The organism is Variovorax sp. P5_A3 (assembly GCF_056400665.1).
Window position 1 is genome coordinate 18,858 of the sequence record NZ_JBFUKW010000044.1, and the last position, 15,287, is coordinate 34,144.

At 65.6% G+C, this 15,287-nt stretch carries 13 protein-coding genes and 2 pseudogenes; 5 read left to right on the forward strand and 10 right to left on the reverse strand.

Going from position 1 to position 15,287, the window contains the following annotated elements:
* Positions 1-3: 3 nt before the first annotated feature.
* Genes AC1D3B_RS34785 through AC1D3B_RS34810 form a run of 6 tightly spaced genes read right to left on the reverse strand, consistent with a single transcriptional unit; the run spans position 4 to position 5,362 of the window.
* The gene (locus AC1D3B_RS34785) at positions 4-1,215 is read right to left on the reverse strand and encodes an MSMEG_0565 family glycosyltransferase (protein WP_478195223.1); all 1,212 of its coding nucleotides are present in this window, start codon (positions 1,213-1,215) and stop codon (positions 4-6) included.
* The gene (locus AC1D3B_RS34790; protein WP_478195224.1) at positions 1,208-2,206 is read right to left on the reverse strand and encodes a sll0787 family AIR synthase-like protein; all 999 of its coding nucleotides are present in this window, start codon (positions 2,204-2,206) and stop codon (positions 1,208-1,210) included. Before AC1D3B_RS34790 ends, AC1D3B_RS34785 begins: the two co-directional genes overlap by 8 nt.
* Positions 2,203-2,760, reverse strand: coding sequence for an MSMEG_0567/Sll0786 family nitrogen starvation N-acetyltransferase (locus AC1D3B_RS34795; RefSeq protein ID WP_478195225.1), 558 nt, complete (start codon positions 2,758-2,760; stop codon positions 2,203-2,205). Before AC1D3B_RS34795 ends, AC1D3B_RS34790 begins: the two co-directional genes overlap by 4 nt.
* A 14-nt stretch (positions 2,761-2,774) precedes the next feature.
* Positions 2,775-3,845 carry an MSMEG_0568 family radical SAM protein gene (locus AC1D3B_RS34800; protein ID WP_478195236.1) on the reverse strand — a complete coding sequence of 357 codons (1,071 nt, stop codon included), beginning with the start codon at positions 3,843-3,845 and terminating at the stop codon, positions 2,775-2,777.
* Positions 3,808-4,866: a Nit6803 family nitrilase gene (locus tag AC1D3B_RS34805; protein WP_478195226.1), complete on the reverse strand. Its 1,059-nt coding sequence runs from the start codon at positions 4,864-4,866 to the stop codon at positions 3,808-3,810. The genes AC1D3B_RS34800 and AC1D3B_RS34805 overlap by 38 nt, the downstream gene beginning before the upstream one ends.
* Before the next feature lie 13 nt (positions 4,867-4,879).
* Positions 4,880-5,362: an MSMEG_0572/Sll0783 family nitrogen starvation response protein gene (locus AC1D3B_RS34810; RefSeq protein WP_435513917.1), complete on the reverse strand. Its 483-nt coding sequence runs from the start codon at positions 5,360-5,362 to the stop codon at positions 4,880-4,882.
* A gap of 345 nt (positions 5,363-5,707) precedes the next feature.
* On the opposite strand from AC1D3B_RS34810, the gene AC1D3B_RS34815 reads away from it, so the two are divergent.
* Positions 5,708-7,099 (forward strand): aminotransferase-like domain-containing protein, encoded by a 1,392-nt coding sequence (locus tag AC1D3B_RS34815; RefSeq protein WP_478195237.1) that lies wholly within the window; start codon positions 5,708-5,710, stop codon positions 7,097-7,099.
* Between the two features lie 25 nt (positions 7,100-7,124).
* Here the strand turns inward: AC1D3B_RS34815 and AC1D3B_RS34820 are convergent, their stop codons facing one another.
* Positions 7,125-8,237 carry an OmpA family protein gene (locus AC1D3B_RS34820; RefSeq protein ID WP_478195227.1) on the reverse strand — a complete coding sequence of 371 codons (1,113 nt, stop codon included), beginning with the start codon at positions 8,235-8,237 and terminating at the stop codon, positions 7,125-7,127.
* Positions 8,238-8,717: 480 nt separating this feature from the next.
* Between AC1D3B_RS34820 and AC1D3B_RS34825 the strand changes: the two genes are divergently transcribed.
* Entirely contained in the window at positions 8,718-9,146 is a 429-nt protein-coding gene (locus AC1D3B_RS34825; RefSeq protein ID WP_478195228.1) for a CBS domain-containing protein, read from the forward strand.
* A gap of 450 nt (positions 9,147-9,596) precedes the next feature.
* Here AC1D3B_RS34825 and AC1D3B_RS34830 read toward each other — a convergent pair.
* A pseudogene (locus AC1D3B_RS34830) lies at positions 9,597-10,076 on the reverse strand (type 1 glutamine amidotransferase family protein); the annotation flags it as partial.
* On the opposite strand from AC1D3B_RS34830, the pseudogene AC1D3B_RS34835 reads away from it, so the two are divergent.
* Positions 10,029-10,505: pseudogene (locus tag AC1D3B_RS34835) on the forward strand (aminotransferase class I/II-fold pyridoxal phosphate-dependent enzyme); the annotation flags it as partial. The pseudogenes AC1D3B_RS34830 and AC1D3B_RS34835 sit on opposite strands and share 48 nt — an antisense overlap.
* A gap of 35 nt (positions 10,506-10,540) precedes the next feature.
* On the opposite strand, the gene AC1D3B_RS34840 reads toward AC1D3B_RS34835, so the two are convergent.
* Positions 10,541-11,218, reverse strand: coding sequence for a peroxiredoxin-like family protein (locus AC1D3B_RS34840; RefSeq protein ID WP_478195229.1), 678 nt, complete (start codon positions 11,216-11,218; stop codon positions 10,541-10,543).
* 209 nt (positions 11,219-11,427) lie between these two features.
* Here AC1D3B_RS34840 and AC1D3B_RS34845 point away from each other — a divergent pair, with 209 nt between their 5' ends.
* A complete protein-coding gene (locus AC1D3B_RS34845) occupies positions 11,428-11,799 on the forward strand; it encodes a DUF2493 domain-containing protein (RefSeq protein ID WP_478195230.1) in 372 nt (123 codons plus the stop codon).
* Between the two features lie 40 nt (positions 11,800-11,839).
* Here the strand turns inward: AC1D3B_RS34845 and AC1D3B_RS34850 are convergent, their stop codons facing one another.
* The gene (locus AC1D3B_RS34850; RefSeq protein WP_478195231.1) at positions 11,840-12,991 is read right to left on the reverse strand and encodes a GSU2403 family nucleotidyltransferase fold protein; all 1,152 of its coding nucleotides are present in this window, start codon (positions 12,989-12,991) and stop codon (positions 11,840-11,842) included.
* Between the two features lie 599 nt (positions 12,992-13,590).
* Between AC1D3B_RS34850 and AC1D3B_RS34855 the strand changes: the two genes are divergently transcribed.
* A complete protein-coding gene (locus AC1D3B_RS34855) occupies positions 13,591-13,947 on the forward strand; it encodes a hypothetical protein (protein WP_478195232.1) in 357 nt (118 codons plus the stop codon).
* Positions 13,948-15,287 lie beyond the last annotated feature (1,340 nt).

Here is a 15,287-nt window from a genome sequence, read left to right on the forward strand (position 1 = left end):
TCCTCAGTGGGTCACAAGGGAATCGACACGCACGGTGGCGGCGTCACGAAGTCCCTGGCGGTAGAGATGGACGTGGCGCGCGGCGCTGGCCGGCCAACTGAAGCGCGCGCACAGACGGGCGGCGGATGCTGCGATGCGGGCGGGTTCCCGCCGAGTGATGGCCGCGCACAGAGCACCGGCGATGGAGTCCGCGTCCAACGGATCGGCCCAGTGCACATCTCCCTCCTGCAGGTACTCGGTGAACGGCGCGATGCGGGACACCACGACCGGCGCACCGCTGGCCAGGGCCTCCAGCACGACGAGGCCGAAGCCCTCGTTGAGCGAAGGCATCGCCACCACGTCGGCCAGCCGGTACAGCGAGGGAATGTCGGCGTCGGGCAGCGGTCCGGTCAGCACGATGGGCTGGCCCGGTCCGATGGCGAACCCGCTGGCCTGCGCGATCGTCGCGAACGCGAACTCGTAGCGCGCATGGTCCAGCAGGCTCGCACCGCCCGCAATGACCAATTGCGCCGCCGGCATCGCCTTTCGGAGCTGCACGAATGCCTCCAGCAGGCGCAGCGTGTTCTTGCGCTCCTCGACACCGCCGACCGCGAGCACGATCGGCGCTCCGACGTGCAGGCCAAGGCGCTGTGCCAGGGCGGCATCCGCGGCAACGGCTGTCGGACTGAAGCGTTGGCTGTCGATACCGTTGGCCACTTCGGCGGCGTTCACGCCGTGTTCGGCCCAGAGCCGATCGCGCCACATCTGGCTGACGCAGAAGACCTGTCGCGCACTGCGAAGGCCGCGCGACTGCCACTGCATGAGTTGTGCAGCCTCGAAGACCTCCAGATGGTGCACGGTGCGGACGAATCCGTCGATGAGCCCCTCCGACTGCAGATCGGCCAGGGCATTGGCGCCGATCGGGTCCTGCGCATGCAGCACATCGAAGTGGATACGCTGAAGCAAGCTGCCGATGGACGCGCGGAAGGCGCCGATGCGCGAGCCCACCATCTCGACCATGTCGCGCGGCGCGGGCTGAACCGGCACGAAGTGCGTGTCGCAATGCACCGGACGGAAGAAGCGCTGCCCTGGCGTGGCGGGCGCCATCACCGTGACCGCATGGCCGGCGTCGTGCAGCGCTCGCGCAAGCTCCAGCGTGTGGACCACCCCGCCGCGCGGATTCACCGAATGGGTCAGGAGGCCGATGCGCAGCGGCCGAAGTGCCGTCTCACGCATGGAGCACCCGCGCTTCGGCAGCCTCGCGGATGAAGGCATCGCGGCCAAGGTCCCACAGCAACTCGCGCTCGGCGCCATGCCGCAGGGTGAGTGCGTGCGAATCGTCGACCTCGCCGATCACCTGGCAGGCGATGTCGCGCGCGGCGAACCGCGTGAGCACCTCGCCCAGCTTGTCCGGGCGCACGCTGAGAATGAAGCCAAAGCTCGGGAAGGCACCGAGCCATCGGAGAAGGGGCGCGCCCGCCGGCCGCGGAATCGCATCCAGGTCGATCGTGGCGCCGACCTGCGAGCACTCCAGCAGCATCAGCGCAGTGCCGATCGCACCGGCCATGCTGATGTCCTTGGCCGCATCGCACAGTCCTGCCTCTGCCAGTGCAGGCAGCACTTCCAGGTCGGCCCGCAGGCGCACGCCGGGCGCCGTGCTCGATGCATCCCAGAACGGAAACGGGTCCTGGTAGGCACCGCGCAAGTCCACCGCCATCAGCAGCAGATCGCCAGGCCGCGCCGAGAAGCTCGTCAGGAGCTTGCGCGCCCGCCCGAGGATCGCCACCGCCAGTTGCGGCCGCAGGCTGCGCTGGTTGCTGTGGCCGCCGACGATCGGCACGCCGTACTTGGCGGCGGCATCGGCCATGCCGGCGAGCATCTGGTCGGCATGCTGCATGCCGGCGCTCCAGATCGCATCGACCACCGCCGTCGGACGCCCGCCCATCGCATAGATGTCGCTGACGTTGACCATGACGCCCGAGTAGCCGGCGAAGCGCGGCATGCGTTCGATGAAGTCCTCCACCAGGCCCTCGATCGCGAACAGCAGGTAGCCGCCCTGCCCGTCCGGCATGGCGGCACAGTCGTCGCCGACGGGCACCGCCTGCGCCAGCGCCGCCGTGCCGCCGGGAAGCGAATGGCCGAGGGCCGCAACCACGGCGCTGATGTCGCGCTTGTGCGCGAAGCCGCGGCTCTCGCGCAGCGCCGTCGCGATGTCGGACAGGGTCACGCCGTTCTCCTCGCCCGCGAGACGAAGCCGCTCGCGGCGTCGTGGCACGGCGGATAGAAGGAGAGGTCCGCCTGCATCTCGGTATGCGGCCGGCCATGGATCGACAGTTCCGCGAGGCTGCGCCAGTGCAGCTTGTGGAACAGCGGCACGTTCTGCGACTGCACATGCGCGAGAAAGGTACGGCAGCCCTGCGCGTGGGCGCGCGTCACCGCCAGACGGATCAGCGTCGCGCCCAGATGCCCCTGGCTGCGAGACGCCGGATGCACCGCCAGACGCGAGCCCCACCAAAGCCCCGGTTCGGGCTCGTGGATGCGTACGGTGCCGACGACCTGGTCGGGCATGCCGCCGATGCAGGACATCGCAACCAGCAGTTGGGACCGGTCATCGATCGCGTCACGGTCGTCGCCGGCGAAGATGCCTTGCTCGATGCAGAACACCGCACGCCGCAACGCGAAAGCCTCGTTGCGCTCCCATTGCTGGGCCGCTTCGCGCACGAGGAACTCGACCGGCGCATAGGCAACAACCGGCTCGACAACATCATCGATGCAACTCATGGCGGCCCCCTTCCTCAGGATTCGTAGACTGACAGCGACGAGCATGCGCCGCACTTGCCGCAGCCTGCCTTGATGTCGCTCGAACGCAGGTTCGCTGCGGACACACTCTGCCCGAGGGGCTGCAGGATCGACTTCATGAACTCGGGCGACGGCGCGGGATGGTCTTCCAGCGGCGTGCCGCTGATCGGCACGAAGGGCACGACGAAGGGATAGACACCGAGCGCGAGCAGGCGGTCGCAGATCTCGAGGATGGCCTCGCGGCTGTCGCCCAGTCCGGCCAGGATGTAGGTGCTGACCTGGCCGCGCCCGAACACGCCGACGGCCGCCTCGAAGGCGCTCATGTAGCGCGAGATCGGCACGGCGGCCTTGCCCGGCATGATGTGCTCGCGCAGTTCCGGCGTGACCACTTCGAGGTGCATGCCCAGCGTGTCGATGCCCGCCGCGTGCATGCGATGGAACCATTGGTCGTCATCCGGCGGCTCGCACTGGCCCTGGATCGGGATGTCGACGGCGGCCTTGATCGCGAAGGCGCTCTCGCAGAGGATCGCCGCGCCCCGGTCGGTGGCATTGGGCGTGCCGGTGGTCATCACCATGTGCTTCACGCCATCGAGCAGCACCGCCGCGCGCGCCACCTCAGCCAACTGCTCGGGCGTCTTGCGTGCGATGGTGCGCCCCGCCGCGAGCGACTGCCCGATCGCGCAGAACTTGCAGCTCTTGCGCCGGCTCTCGTAGCGAATGCAGGTCTGCAGCACCGTGGTTGCGAGGACATCGGAGCCATGCAGGGTCGCGATGTGCGAATACGGCACGCCGTCGAAGGTCTGCATCCTGTAGAAGCGCGGCTGCTTCGGAAAGCTGATGTTCGCGATCGGGATGCTGCCGCGCATCACGCGGCTCACGCCCAGCGCGTTCGGTGCCTCGGCCGTGAAGGGCGAGCTCCATGCGGTGGAAGTGTGGACCGGCACCATGATCGTGTGCCCGTCGACCGTGACGGCCTTGTGGTCCGACGGACCGGCTCCGCCGCGACGGCTCGATGCGCCCGCCGAAGGGTCAACCAGCCGCAACCCGAAGGACTGCAACTCGGTCATCAGTTGCCGGCTCGATGGGATTTCCGTGGTGTTCATGGCGAAGGCTCCGGGGCTCGGGGGTGGGTGAAGCGAAAGTGCTCGGGACTGCCCGCATCGGCAGCGTGGTGGTGGCAGGCCGGTCGTTGATGGCCAGGCTCAGAAGTTCGGGCCGCGCGTAGTGCCCGACCGAATCCATCATTCGCTTGCGCTTGGTGATGAGCGCCATGTCGAGGTCGGCGATCACCATGCCTTCGCCTTCGGTCAGCGGCGGCGCGAGATGCTTGCCTTCGGGCGAGACGATGGCCGTGTGGCAGCCCCCGCGCAACGCCTTCTGCAGACCTGCGTCGGGCGTGATCGCCGTGATCTGCGCATCGGTGAGCCAGCCGGTGGCATTGATGACGAAGCAGCCCGACTCCAGCGCGTGATGGCGGATGGTCACCTCCATCTGCTCCGCGAAGATCGGACCCACCAGCGAGCCCGGGAACTGCGCGCAGTGGATCTCCTCGTGCTGGGCCATCAGGCTGTAGCGGGCGAGCGGGTTGTAGTGCTCCCAGCAGGCCAGCGCGCCGACACGCCCGACCTGCGTCTCGACCACCTTGAGGCCGGCGCCATCACCCTGGCCCCAGACCATGCGTTCGTGATAGGTCGGCGTGATCTTGCGGCGCTTGAGCACCAGCGCACCGTCGGCGTCGAACACCAGTTGCGTGTTGTAGAGGCTGCCATGGTCGCGCTCGTTGACGCCCAGTACGACCACGACGCCGCGCGAGCGCGCCCGTTCGGCCACCGCCAGCGTCACCGGCCCCGGCACCACCACCGCACGCTCCATCAGCCGGATGTGGGCCGGCCCCTGCAGCACCGGCGGCTGCACGAAGGAGAAGTACGGGTAGTAGGGCACGAAGGTCTCGGGAAAGACCACGATCTGCGCGCCCTTGCCGGCCGCCTCGTCGATGGCCTCGCAGACGCGGTTCAGCGTGCCGTCGGGCGCCTCGAAGTCCGGCGCGATCTGCACCGCGGCAGCGCGGACGATGCGGTGGGAAGTCATGGCCGCGCCCGCCTCACAGCGTCCAGGTGTCGAGGATGAAGGCGTTGGCCTTGCGATGCAGCAGCACGATGTCGAGCACGTCGAGCGGGCTGATCGGCCTGATGCCCTCGATCAGAGCGCCTTCGCCGTGGCCGTACAGCGCCTGGAGTGCGAAGCGGCAGGCATAGACCTTGCCGCCCTCCTCCATGAACTTGACGATCTGCTTGTTGAAGTTCTGGTGGCCCGGAAAGGCTTCGTCGCCGAGCGTTGGAAAGCCGCGCTGCACGCCGAGCGTGACGCCAGGGCCATAGAGCAGGATCGTCGTGTCGAAGCCCTTGCGCTTGAGCCGCGTGGCCTGCAGAAGGTTGACGAAGCCGATCGAGCCTTCGAACGCGACGGTGTGGAAGGTGACCAGCGCCTTCTCGCCGGGTTCGGCCTTCACGTCCTCGAAGACTTTTTCTTCATAGTCGACGAGGAAGTCGCCGGGGGCATTCTTGGGTTTGGTGACGGTGGGCATTGAATGGACTCCGCGTGAAGAAGTTGAGTGGATGGGGTTGCGCGCCCTTCCTCATTCGCATGCGATGTGCCACCCGCGAGAGGCCCCGATGCGATCAATGCGCGATCAACCCCCATGCGCGTGGTCTGCCGCAGGCAAAAAAAATTTCAGCCCACCTTCAGGCAGCCCGTCGAGCCTTCCGAAAGCTCGTTTTCGCACTTGATTGGCGCGCCTTCGATGCAATCAATGCACCCGATCAATGGCCATTCGTGCACGCGATCCATGCATCCACCACCGCAACGCCCGGCATGCTTCATGCGTCCATCCATTGCCATCGATGCAATCAATGGATGCGATCAACTCGCCATGGACAAGAACACCCAACGCTGGCAGAAGCGGCTCGAAACGAGCGATCGGCCCGCCTACCTGTTGCTGGCCGACCTGCTCGCCGAGGACATCCGCACCGGCCGCATGACGGCGCGCGACAAGCTGCCGACCCTGCGCGACCTGGCTGCCGACCTGCGCCTCAACTACACGACGGTCGCGCGCGGCTACGCGGAAGCGCGAAAGCGCGGACTGATCGATTCGCGCGCAGGCACCGGCACGTTCATCCGCGGAACCAGCCCGGCCGTGCCGCTGCGCGGCGGTGGCACCGCCGAAATGACGATGAACCTGCCGCCAGAGCCGCGGGATGCCGCACTGCTCGACCGCATGAAGGACAGTGCCATGCGCGTGATGGCCGAGGCCGACCTGTACGACCTGCTGCGCTACCAGGACTTCGGTGGGTCCCAGCGCGACCGCGAAGCGGCGATGCAGTGGCTGCGTCCGCGCATTCCCGACTGCAGCATCGATCAGCTGCTCGTGTGCCCCGGCATCCACAGCGTGCTCGCAGCGCTGTTCTCGCAACTCGCGCGGCCGGGCGAGCTGATCTGCGTCGAGGCGCTGACCTATCCCGGCGTCAAGGCGATTGCCACGCAGCTCGGCGTTCAGTTGCATGCTCTGCCGCTCGACGAGGAGGGGCCGATGGGCGAATCGTTCGAGCACGCCTGCAAGACGCTCAAGCCGAAGGCGCTCTACATCAACCCGACGCTCAACAACCCGACCACCGCCACGATCTCGCGCGGGCGGCGCGAGGCGCTGGCCGACATCGCGCTGCGCTTTGCCATTCCGATCATCGAGGACGACGCCTACGGCTTGCTGCCGCGCCAGTTGCCACCGGCAATCGCGACGATGGCGCCCGACCTGACCTACTACATCACGGGCTTCTCGAAGACGCTGGGCGCCGGGCTGCGCAATGCCTACGTGCGCTCGCCGAGCGCCCGGCAATCACAGCGCCTGGCCGGCGCGTTGCGCGCCACCACCGTGATGGCCTCGCCGATCACCAATGCGTTGTCCACGCTCTGGGTCGAGGACGGTACTGCCGAAGCGATGCTGCAGGCCGTTCGCAACGAATCGAACGCGCGACAGGCGCTCGCAGTCAAGCACCTTGGCCAGCACGGCGTGATCGCGCCGAGCGACTGCTTTCATCTCTGGCTGCCGTTGTCGTCGGCCTGGAGCATGGTGGAGTTCGCATCCTTCCTGCGGACCCGGAACGTGGGTGTGGTCGCGAGCGCGGCGTTCTCGACCGACGGCATGCCGCCCGAGGCCGTGCGCATCTGCATGGGTGGGCCGATGTCACGCGACGAGTGCGATCACGCGCTGCGCCTGATCGCGGACACGCTGGCACACCCGACGCATCCGCACGCGACGGTGATGTAGCGGGGACCCCGCGGTCCCGCGCACCCTAGCCCGGCTGCTCGCCCAAGGCGCGGATATCCACGCGCCGGTTCGGCTCGTAGCAGGCGATGAGCGCCGCGCGGGTCTTGGCCCTGCCCTGCGCCCTGCAATCGGCTTCGGTAACCTTGAGTTCCGAGAAGCTGCGGCCTTCCGTCGTGATGATGTTGGCCGGCACGCCTTGGGCGACCAGGTAATCACGCACGGAGTTCGCCCGGGCCAGAGACAGGCGCTGGTTGAAGGCATCGGTGCCGATCGGATCGGTGTGCCCGACGATGGAGATCGAGCGCAACCGGATGCCGGAGGATTTGAGCTCCGCGAGCGTGCTGTCGATGCGGGCGCGGCCGGTAGGCGTCAGGTCCGACTTGGCGAACGCGAACGTGCCGTCGGCCTTCAACTCGAAGTTGCGCGCTGCCGGAGGAGGTGGTGGCGGCGGTGGCGGCATGGCCGCGGGCGGAGCCGGTGGCGGGGCTGCCTGCGCCACTTGGGGCGGGGGCCCGAAGGGAATCTGCAGGCCGACCGAGAACATCCAGTCGTTCATGCTCTGCCGGTTTCCAGTGAAGCTGTTGTTGGCGTTGTCGACATAGCGATAGCGCGCGTCGGCCACCATGCGGCCCCAGGAGGAGAACGGCCAGACGATGCCGAGGCCCGCGTTGGCCATGAAACTCGTGCGGCTGTCGCTGCCGGCGAATGCCCTCTCCACCTTGTTGTCGATGGCGCCGATGCCGCCCACGAGATAGGGATGCACGCTGTTCGACTGCCAGCGGTTGATCCCCTGGCGACCCAGGAAGAACCACTGCGCGTCGAGCGAACCGCTCCAGTTCTTGTACTTGTCGGTGCTGTTGAATGCACCAAATCCGGTGCCGAACTTGCCATCGAGCTCTTCGTATTGCAGGCGCAGTTCGAGGTTCCAGTTGGGGCTGATCGGCTTGCCGATGGCTGCGCCTCCGCCCCAGCCGTTGTCGGCGTTGCGGTCGCCGTCGGGATGCACGTACGCGCCAAAGGGCGTGATGTACCAGCGGTTGTCGTAGTACTGGTCCGGCGCGAAAGTGGTCTGCGCAAGGCAGGCGCCGTAGGGAAGGGCCAGTGCGCAGCAAGCTGCGAAGGTGCGACGGTCGAACATGAAAACCTCCCACGTTGTTGACGTTGATGAGAGCAGCCTCAGCCAGAGCCAGTCGAGGGCAACGATAGTGCGGTCAAGCCCAACGATCTGCGCATGCGCAACCGCGTGTGTCTCCTCCTCAACGAGGGTGACCACTTCCGGTTTCAAATCTTTCACCGATGGATCGCGCGATTTGCGCGCGAGCAACGCGCTACCGAAGGGAGCCTGCCCTGCCGCAAGGTGGTCAGCGTCGCGCGACGCGCGCGTGCCACCTGATGAAGATCAACAAATGAGAACTTGCGTTTGCTGCGGGGCGCCTACTTGCCGCTGATTGGTGTTGCCACGGTGGGGGTTCTCCCGAGTGGGGCGCGAGTGTGTGCGATGCTCCTTCCTTTGCCAACGCGCCGAACGGCCGAGGCGCCCGAGGGTTCAGCACTTTCGCAAGGAAACTGACGGGCGCGACTCTTGCAACACCAGTTCATCCCAGCCCCTGGAGTGCCCATGAAACCCGTGTCTGAACTCCTCAAACGTCGCAACTCCGCCCCCTGGCGGATCGGTCCGGACGCCACCGTGCTGGAGGCACTCCAGCTGCTGGCCGACTACGAGGTCGGTGCGCTCATGGTGGTCGAGAACGACAGGCTGGTGGGCGTGGTCTCCGAGCGCGACTACACGCGCAAGGTTGCGCTCCAAGGCAAGAGCTCGAAGGAAATGAAGGTCGCCGACATCATGACGTCCAACGTGATGACCGTGACGCCCACCTCCCAGACGCGCGAATGCATGACGATGATGAGCCAGAAGCGCATCCGACACCTGCCGGTGGTCGAGGGGAGCCGGATCATCGGCATGATCTCCATCCGAGACCTGATGGACGACATCATCGCCGACCACGAGCAGACCATCGACCAGCTGCGCACGTACATCCAGAGTTGACGCGATCGAGGCACGTCCCGTTCTTCCCGTTCTGATAGAATCCGCCCTCCCTCGATATGGCTTGACCTGTCGAGATGCCTGCGCAGGCAACGCCGAATCTCACGGCGGCACGTCGGACAAGAGCCACCACGACGAGAAAAACTATAGGTGACTCCTGCATGTGAATGTGCCGTAACGTGGACCGCGTAAGTGCCCACGACCATTTCCAGACGAAGCCCGCCGCGTGCGGGCTTTTTCGTTGGTGTCTTGCTCTGGCAGCGAGGCGAATCTCTCCACGCAGACCGTGGACAGACCTGTGGACAACCGCATGCGAAACGTCGGGAATCGGCTCCAGCATTGCGTCCGAACGCGATGCCCACAAAACAGGCAGATCAGAATGAAGAGGAAGGCTCGGCCCGAGCCAAGCCACCGCCGCGGCCTCCGGCGGCAGGCACCCATCCAGTCAAATTGTCACGCTGTCTCCAGCACCCCTTCGGGAAACGGCGCGATGTTTCGCATCGCACGATCGATGTATTCGTCCTTCTCCCCCACTGGAACGACGTAGTGCAGTGCACTCTTTGCCGCCTCGACGCCCTCCAGGCGGGCGATCATCCAGGTGGCCAGATACTGCGACGCGAGGCAGCCGCCCGCGGTGGCCACGTTGCCCTTGGCGACGAACGGCTGGTTCAGCACGCAGATGCCCGCTTCCTCGACCCAGGGCTTGGTGATCAGATCCGTGCAGGCGGGCACGCCACCGAGCAGCCCCAGCTTGGCAAGGACGAGCGTGCCGGAGCACTGCGCACTCAGCAGTTGCCGGGCGGGGTCGAGCTGCAATTGCGCCATCAGGGCTGGATCGGCAACGACGTCCCGCGTCAGCCTGCCACTGCCGACGATGACCGCATCGGCCTCGCTCGCCTCGCGCAGGCTGGCCTGGGATTCGAGCACCAGGCCGCGGCACCCACCGCCTGGATCCCGAAGATCGAACGCGCGATCCGGGCCACGACCTGGAACACGCCCGCCGTGATGACCGCCATCGCCTGCGCCTGGCTGGACGACGGCACGGTCGCGCGCCTCGAAGCGGAAAAGCGCCGGGACGCGATGACCCGGCAAACGATCGCCGCTGAGGCGCTCGCCGGACTTCGAACTGTCCGCCATCCGGCCTCCTACTTCGTCTGGCTCCCCTTGGCCGAAGAGGTTCGTGCCGACAAGGTCGCGATGGCACTCAGGTCAGAGGGCATCTCGGTGTCGACCGCCGAGCCCTTCGCGACGGGCGCCCAGGTGCCGCACGCGCTGCGCCTGGCGCTCGGTTCCGTCGAGTTGGATGCGCTCCGAGACACCCTGGAGCAGGTCAAGCGCGTGATCGACGGCCAATCGTACTGAGGTACTGAGGTCGTCCCGGTGCACGCGTCGGCAGGTCAGGCGCCAAGGCTGCCAGCCGCAGCGACGATCTGCGCCGCATTCGGAAAGACGGAGAGGCTGTTCGGCCCATCGATCGCCTCGATCTGGACCCAGCGGACGATGCCTGCCGCGTCGACCAGGAAGTGTCCCACGAGCTGAGTGGCATGGCTCGCGAGGATCGCACTGTCGATGTCATCCAGTACGAAGCCGTCCATGGCGTTGAGGGCCGTGTTGGCTTCCATCGGCTGCGTGAGCTCGGGCAGTTCACCGGTGGGGTTGATGCGTGCCGCCTCGAATTCCGCCATGCTTGCGCGATAGGGCCATTCGGGCTGCCCGCTGCCGTCGGGCAGGAACTCGAGATGCGGTACGCCGAAGGCCTGGTGCGTGTGGCAATCCGGATCGCACAGAAGCGCCACCGGCGTCGGCCGGTACCGGAAGTACAGGTTGGCGCGGTCAAGCTGCGTGTTGATCACGGCGATCGTCTCGACGCCCATGGCGCGCAAGGGCGGCTCCACGCTGGCGAGCTGCAGCACCTGGCGCCGGCAGAACGGGCAATGCAGGCCGCGATAGAAGCCGATCAGAAACGGGCGACCGCGCAAGCTGTCGAGGGACACCATTCCTTCCCGGTTGGCCGCCGGAAGCGAGAACGCCGGTGCACGATCTCCCGGGCGCAGCGGACGCTTCTGTTCTCCCATGGAATGTCTCCTTCGGGTGTCCGCACGGTTGAATGTCGGAATTCGACGCTAGCACTTGTTGCTGGCAAGCACAACGCTTGTCTTCCCGCGCTGCGTTGGCCGGCAGGAGCCGCCATCGAAGCTATCATCCGCAAACCCCCGCTTCCGCGGGGTTTGCTTTTTTGCGAATTTGATTCTTAGTAGAAAAGTATGAGAGAGCCCGCCACATCATGAAGGTCCTTGTCTGCGGTGGCCGCAACTACGACGACTGGGCATTCATCGTTCATGTGCTCGACCGCTTGAACGCCCGCCAGCCCATCACCCAGCTCATCGAAGGCGGCGCATCGGGGGCCGACGAGTTCGCACGCCGCTGGGCCAGGGCGCGCGGTATCGAAGTCGCCACGTACACGGCGGAATGGGATCGCTACCAGGGTCGTGCCGGGCTCATCCGCAATGCCCAGATGCTGCGCGAGGGGCGTCCGGAACTCGTTGTCGCCTTCAAAGGGGGTCGCTTGACCGCGCACATGGTCACGATTGCGTCGGCAGCGCTGGTACCGGTGTTGAAGACCTGGCGGATGGAAGGCGAGGCACGGCCAAGCTGAAGATGCGCCCCCGGAAGCACGTCCCTCCACACTCAAATCGTCAGCCCCTGGGACGCCCGCCTGAACTGTCGTCGTCTTGTGCTTCGCCCCCCTGCACGTCTAGTGCGCGCGAGGCCTTCGAGGACTGACGTTTTAGAACTTCCGAAAGCTGCTTCGCCACAGTTGGGTGATACCGCGCGAGGTGCTCGGTGCCGATGTTGATCCGACTGCGCCAGCCCTTCCCGCGGCTCATGAGGTCCGCTGCCGCGTCCTTGAGCGCATGGGGCGACCGGTCCAGCGCATAGGACACGATAGAAGCAACCTGGCCCGCGTCCTTCACGATCTTCGTTCGGAACTGCTCCTGACGCTCTGCCATCACGACGAGTTTGTGAAGCGCGTAACGCACCGGCGACGGGATGTTCACGATGAGGGCGTTCTCGCCAGAGATGACAACGGTCTGCGTCGTCTTCTCGAGCGAAAACTCCATGAACTTGAGCGGCTCCAGGTTCACATTCAAAGGCTCGTGACGATAGACCGAATCGCTTCGGCCCGCCACTGTCAGAAGGTCGATCCGCATCTCCCCTCTGGCGTTCAGGTAGGTCGCTCCCGGACCGGTCGTGATCGACTTCGCCGGCAGAAGGCCCATTTCGAGCGAGGTGATTGCGTCGTGCACGTTCGCGTCAGTGTTCGCCGGTAGCGCAAGCGAGACGTTCTTGCCGGCGTGCGCGAAGTCGATGTCGTTCGTCGACCATCCGCCACTCCAGCGCACACCGAGCATGTTCGCCATTGCAATGAAGGCATGCGTTCCGATCAGAACGCCGCCCGCGTTGAAAAAGCCGTGCTCAGCGAGGCGATTGATCACCTTGAAGTGCTGTGGCGTGATGTTCATGCAGCCGAGCGCGGTGCATGCTTGTGCGAGCCTGGCCAAGCCGTCATGTTCACGCCCCTTTCCTTCCTCTCGCTGCCTGATCAACTCGCGGAGGCGATCATCATCGGGCCCAAGGTAGGACTGTCTCGTCTTCCCTTCGAGGTCTCGGAACTGCCAATACCAGTACTCGACGCCCTTGATCTCCTTCTTGTTGAAGGAGCCGGGAAGGTCGAGGATCGAACGATCCAGCATGCGAGCCTGGGCCTGCTCTACCAGCTCGGCGAAGTTGGTCTGCGCGGAAATGGAGAGATCTTCGAACGGCCGGGGCTCAGATCTGGCGTGCATAGTTATACTCCATCATTCCATCATGGAAGTATAACACGGCGGATTGGTTATACTGCGCTCTAGATTCAATGCAGTATAACTTAGGCTTCGCTTGCGAGTCCAGCGAGCCCGCGTACGCTCCCTGTCGACACGAGCGCCCTGCACTGCCTGCCTGCCTTTACTTGCGATGGTCGCCACGCTCACGTGCGCTGCAGTGAGGTCGTTTCCAAAGTCGTTGCCGGTCGGGATCTGACATCCAACGACCGCTTCTATGAGGACTTGTCTGTCAAGGCTTTTTGATCAACGGATCGATGAGCGGCGCGGGACACGCGCTTTCCGACCATGCCTAGCCTTCTTCGAGCCCGTGCGTTTCGTGGCCATGGGGCGTTGATTGCGACCTCGGTCGACAGCGACGCGGCGACCGGTTACCGAGTGGACAACGACATCAGCCTCTGTCTTACATATCTTTCGTATTCGCGAGCGCACAAGCGTAGCAGTGATGTGAACTTTTCACATACATCTTTTCATTGATTGCTTGACCCGGAGTGTGCAATGTCCCGCTGCTTGATGCGCTCTGCGAAGCCTTTGCGAACCGTAAACCGACTTCGAGGAGCGCCGCAATGAGCACCGCCACCATTTCACTTTCCGACTCTCCCGGCACGCCTTCGGTCGTCGCATTCGGGGGTCTCATCGATCTTGCGAGGCTGCAGGTCGGCACCGCTTCCGCCGAAATCTGCGATGCCTGCAGCACCCTCAACATCGCGTCGGCGCGCTACTGCAAATGCTGTTCGCACAAGCTGCCGGCGTTCTACGCATCCACCGAGGACGGCATGGAGCGCCTTCGCGTGCGCGAGGCGACGTTGCTGCCCTGGCACTCGCTGGGAATGCCGGACCGGGCATCCGTGATGGATTTCGCGGCCTTCTCGGTGGTGATCAGTTTGCTGGTGGTGCTCACCGCATCCATATCGATTCCATGAGTTCCTGCCCTCGTTGTGATTGCAATGACGAAGTTCTGCGAGTCATGCCACACCGCGAACAGAGACCGCGCGCGGTACTGCCGCGGATGCGCGGGCAAGTTCAGCGGAATTCGTACTGCGGCAAACGTCTCGGCGGACGCGCCTGAGGGAAGGCCGCCTCCGAGGGTCGCGAAAGCTCCAAGGGCAGCGCGGCCCGTGCCTATCCCGATGCCGATGCCGGCGTCCGCGCTCTTGCCGGCGACGACGGCGAGGGATCTGGCCGTCGTACCGCGCACCATCGAGAAACGCCAGCTTGCCAGGCAGATGGTTCTGCCCCGCGGTATCGACGTTCCTGTCGTCCTGTTGTTGATGGTCGTCGTGCTGCTGATCGCTGCGTTCGTCTTCTGGTACTGGAGCCGAACGGTCGAGCGTAGCTTGGCGCCATCGCGTGAGGCGACACCGATCCATTGGCAGCAGTCCGAGTTGCAGGCTGCGCCGGTCGCACCGGTCGCACCGGTTGAGCCGGCCGCGCCGGTCGCGCCGGTCGCGGTCGCTCCGATCGTCGAACCGCAGGTCGACGCCGCACCCGCACTGCTGGAACCTCCGCCTGGAACGCAGGCCGTCGCGCCTGCACCAGCCGAGCCGCAGATCGCAGCGTTACAAGAACAAGACTCCCAGGCACAAGGGCCTTCGGAGGCACTTCGAGCCGAGGAGCCACGGCCTTCGCAGGCCCAGGTTTCCCAGGCGCCGACGAGGCAAGTTCTGGCAGCACCGCATCGGGCTGACGCCGTGCCACAACGCGATAGCAGCATGATGAAGGGCTTCGTCGCGGCGCGCACTGTCACAGACCGCCGCCATCCGGCATCGGATCCCGTCATCACCGACGTCCAGGGTTCGAGCCGAACGGAACTGCCACGCGTTGACAGTCCCGCACCGGCCGCACGAGCAGTCGTTCCAGTTCAGACCGGAGCGGCTCGCACCGCAGGCGCGACGGTACCGTGCGATCAATACAACCCCTTCGGCGAAGCCATCTGTGCGAGCGCTACGGCACCGGGGGTGCAAGCGCCGAATTCTTCTGTTGCCGCGATCCCGGGCGCATCGTCAGTACAAGCCGCCGGCAAAACTGCGGCATCCAAAGGTACCAGCGCTTTAGGCGCTTTCGCAATCGCCGTCGGCTCGGGGGCAGATCCGGGTGGCAGCGGTCCCGGCGCAGCAGGGGCCGGTGCAAGCGGCAGCGGTGGCGCGGCAGGGGCTGGTGCTGGTGCTGGTGCAGGCGGCGGCGCTGGTGGCGGTGGCCCAGGCGGTGCAGGTGCAGGTGCAGGTGCAGGTGCTGGTGCAGGTGCAGGTGCTGGTGCAGGTGC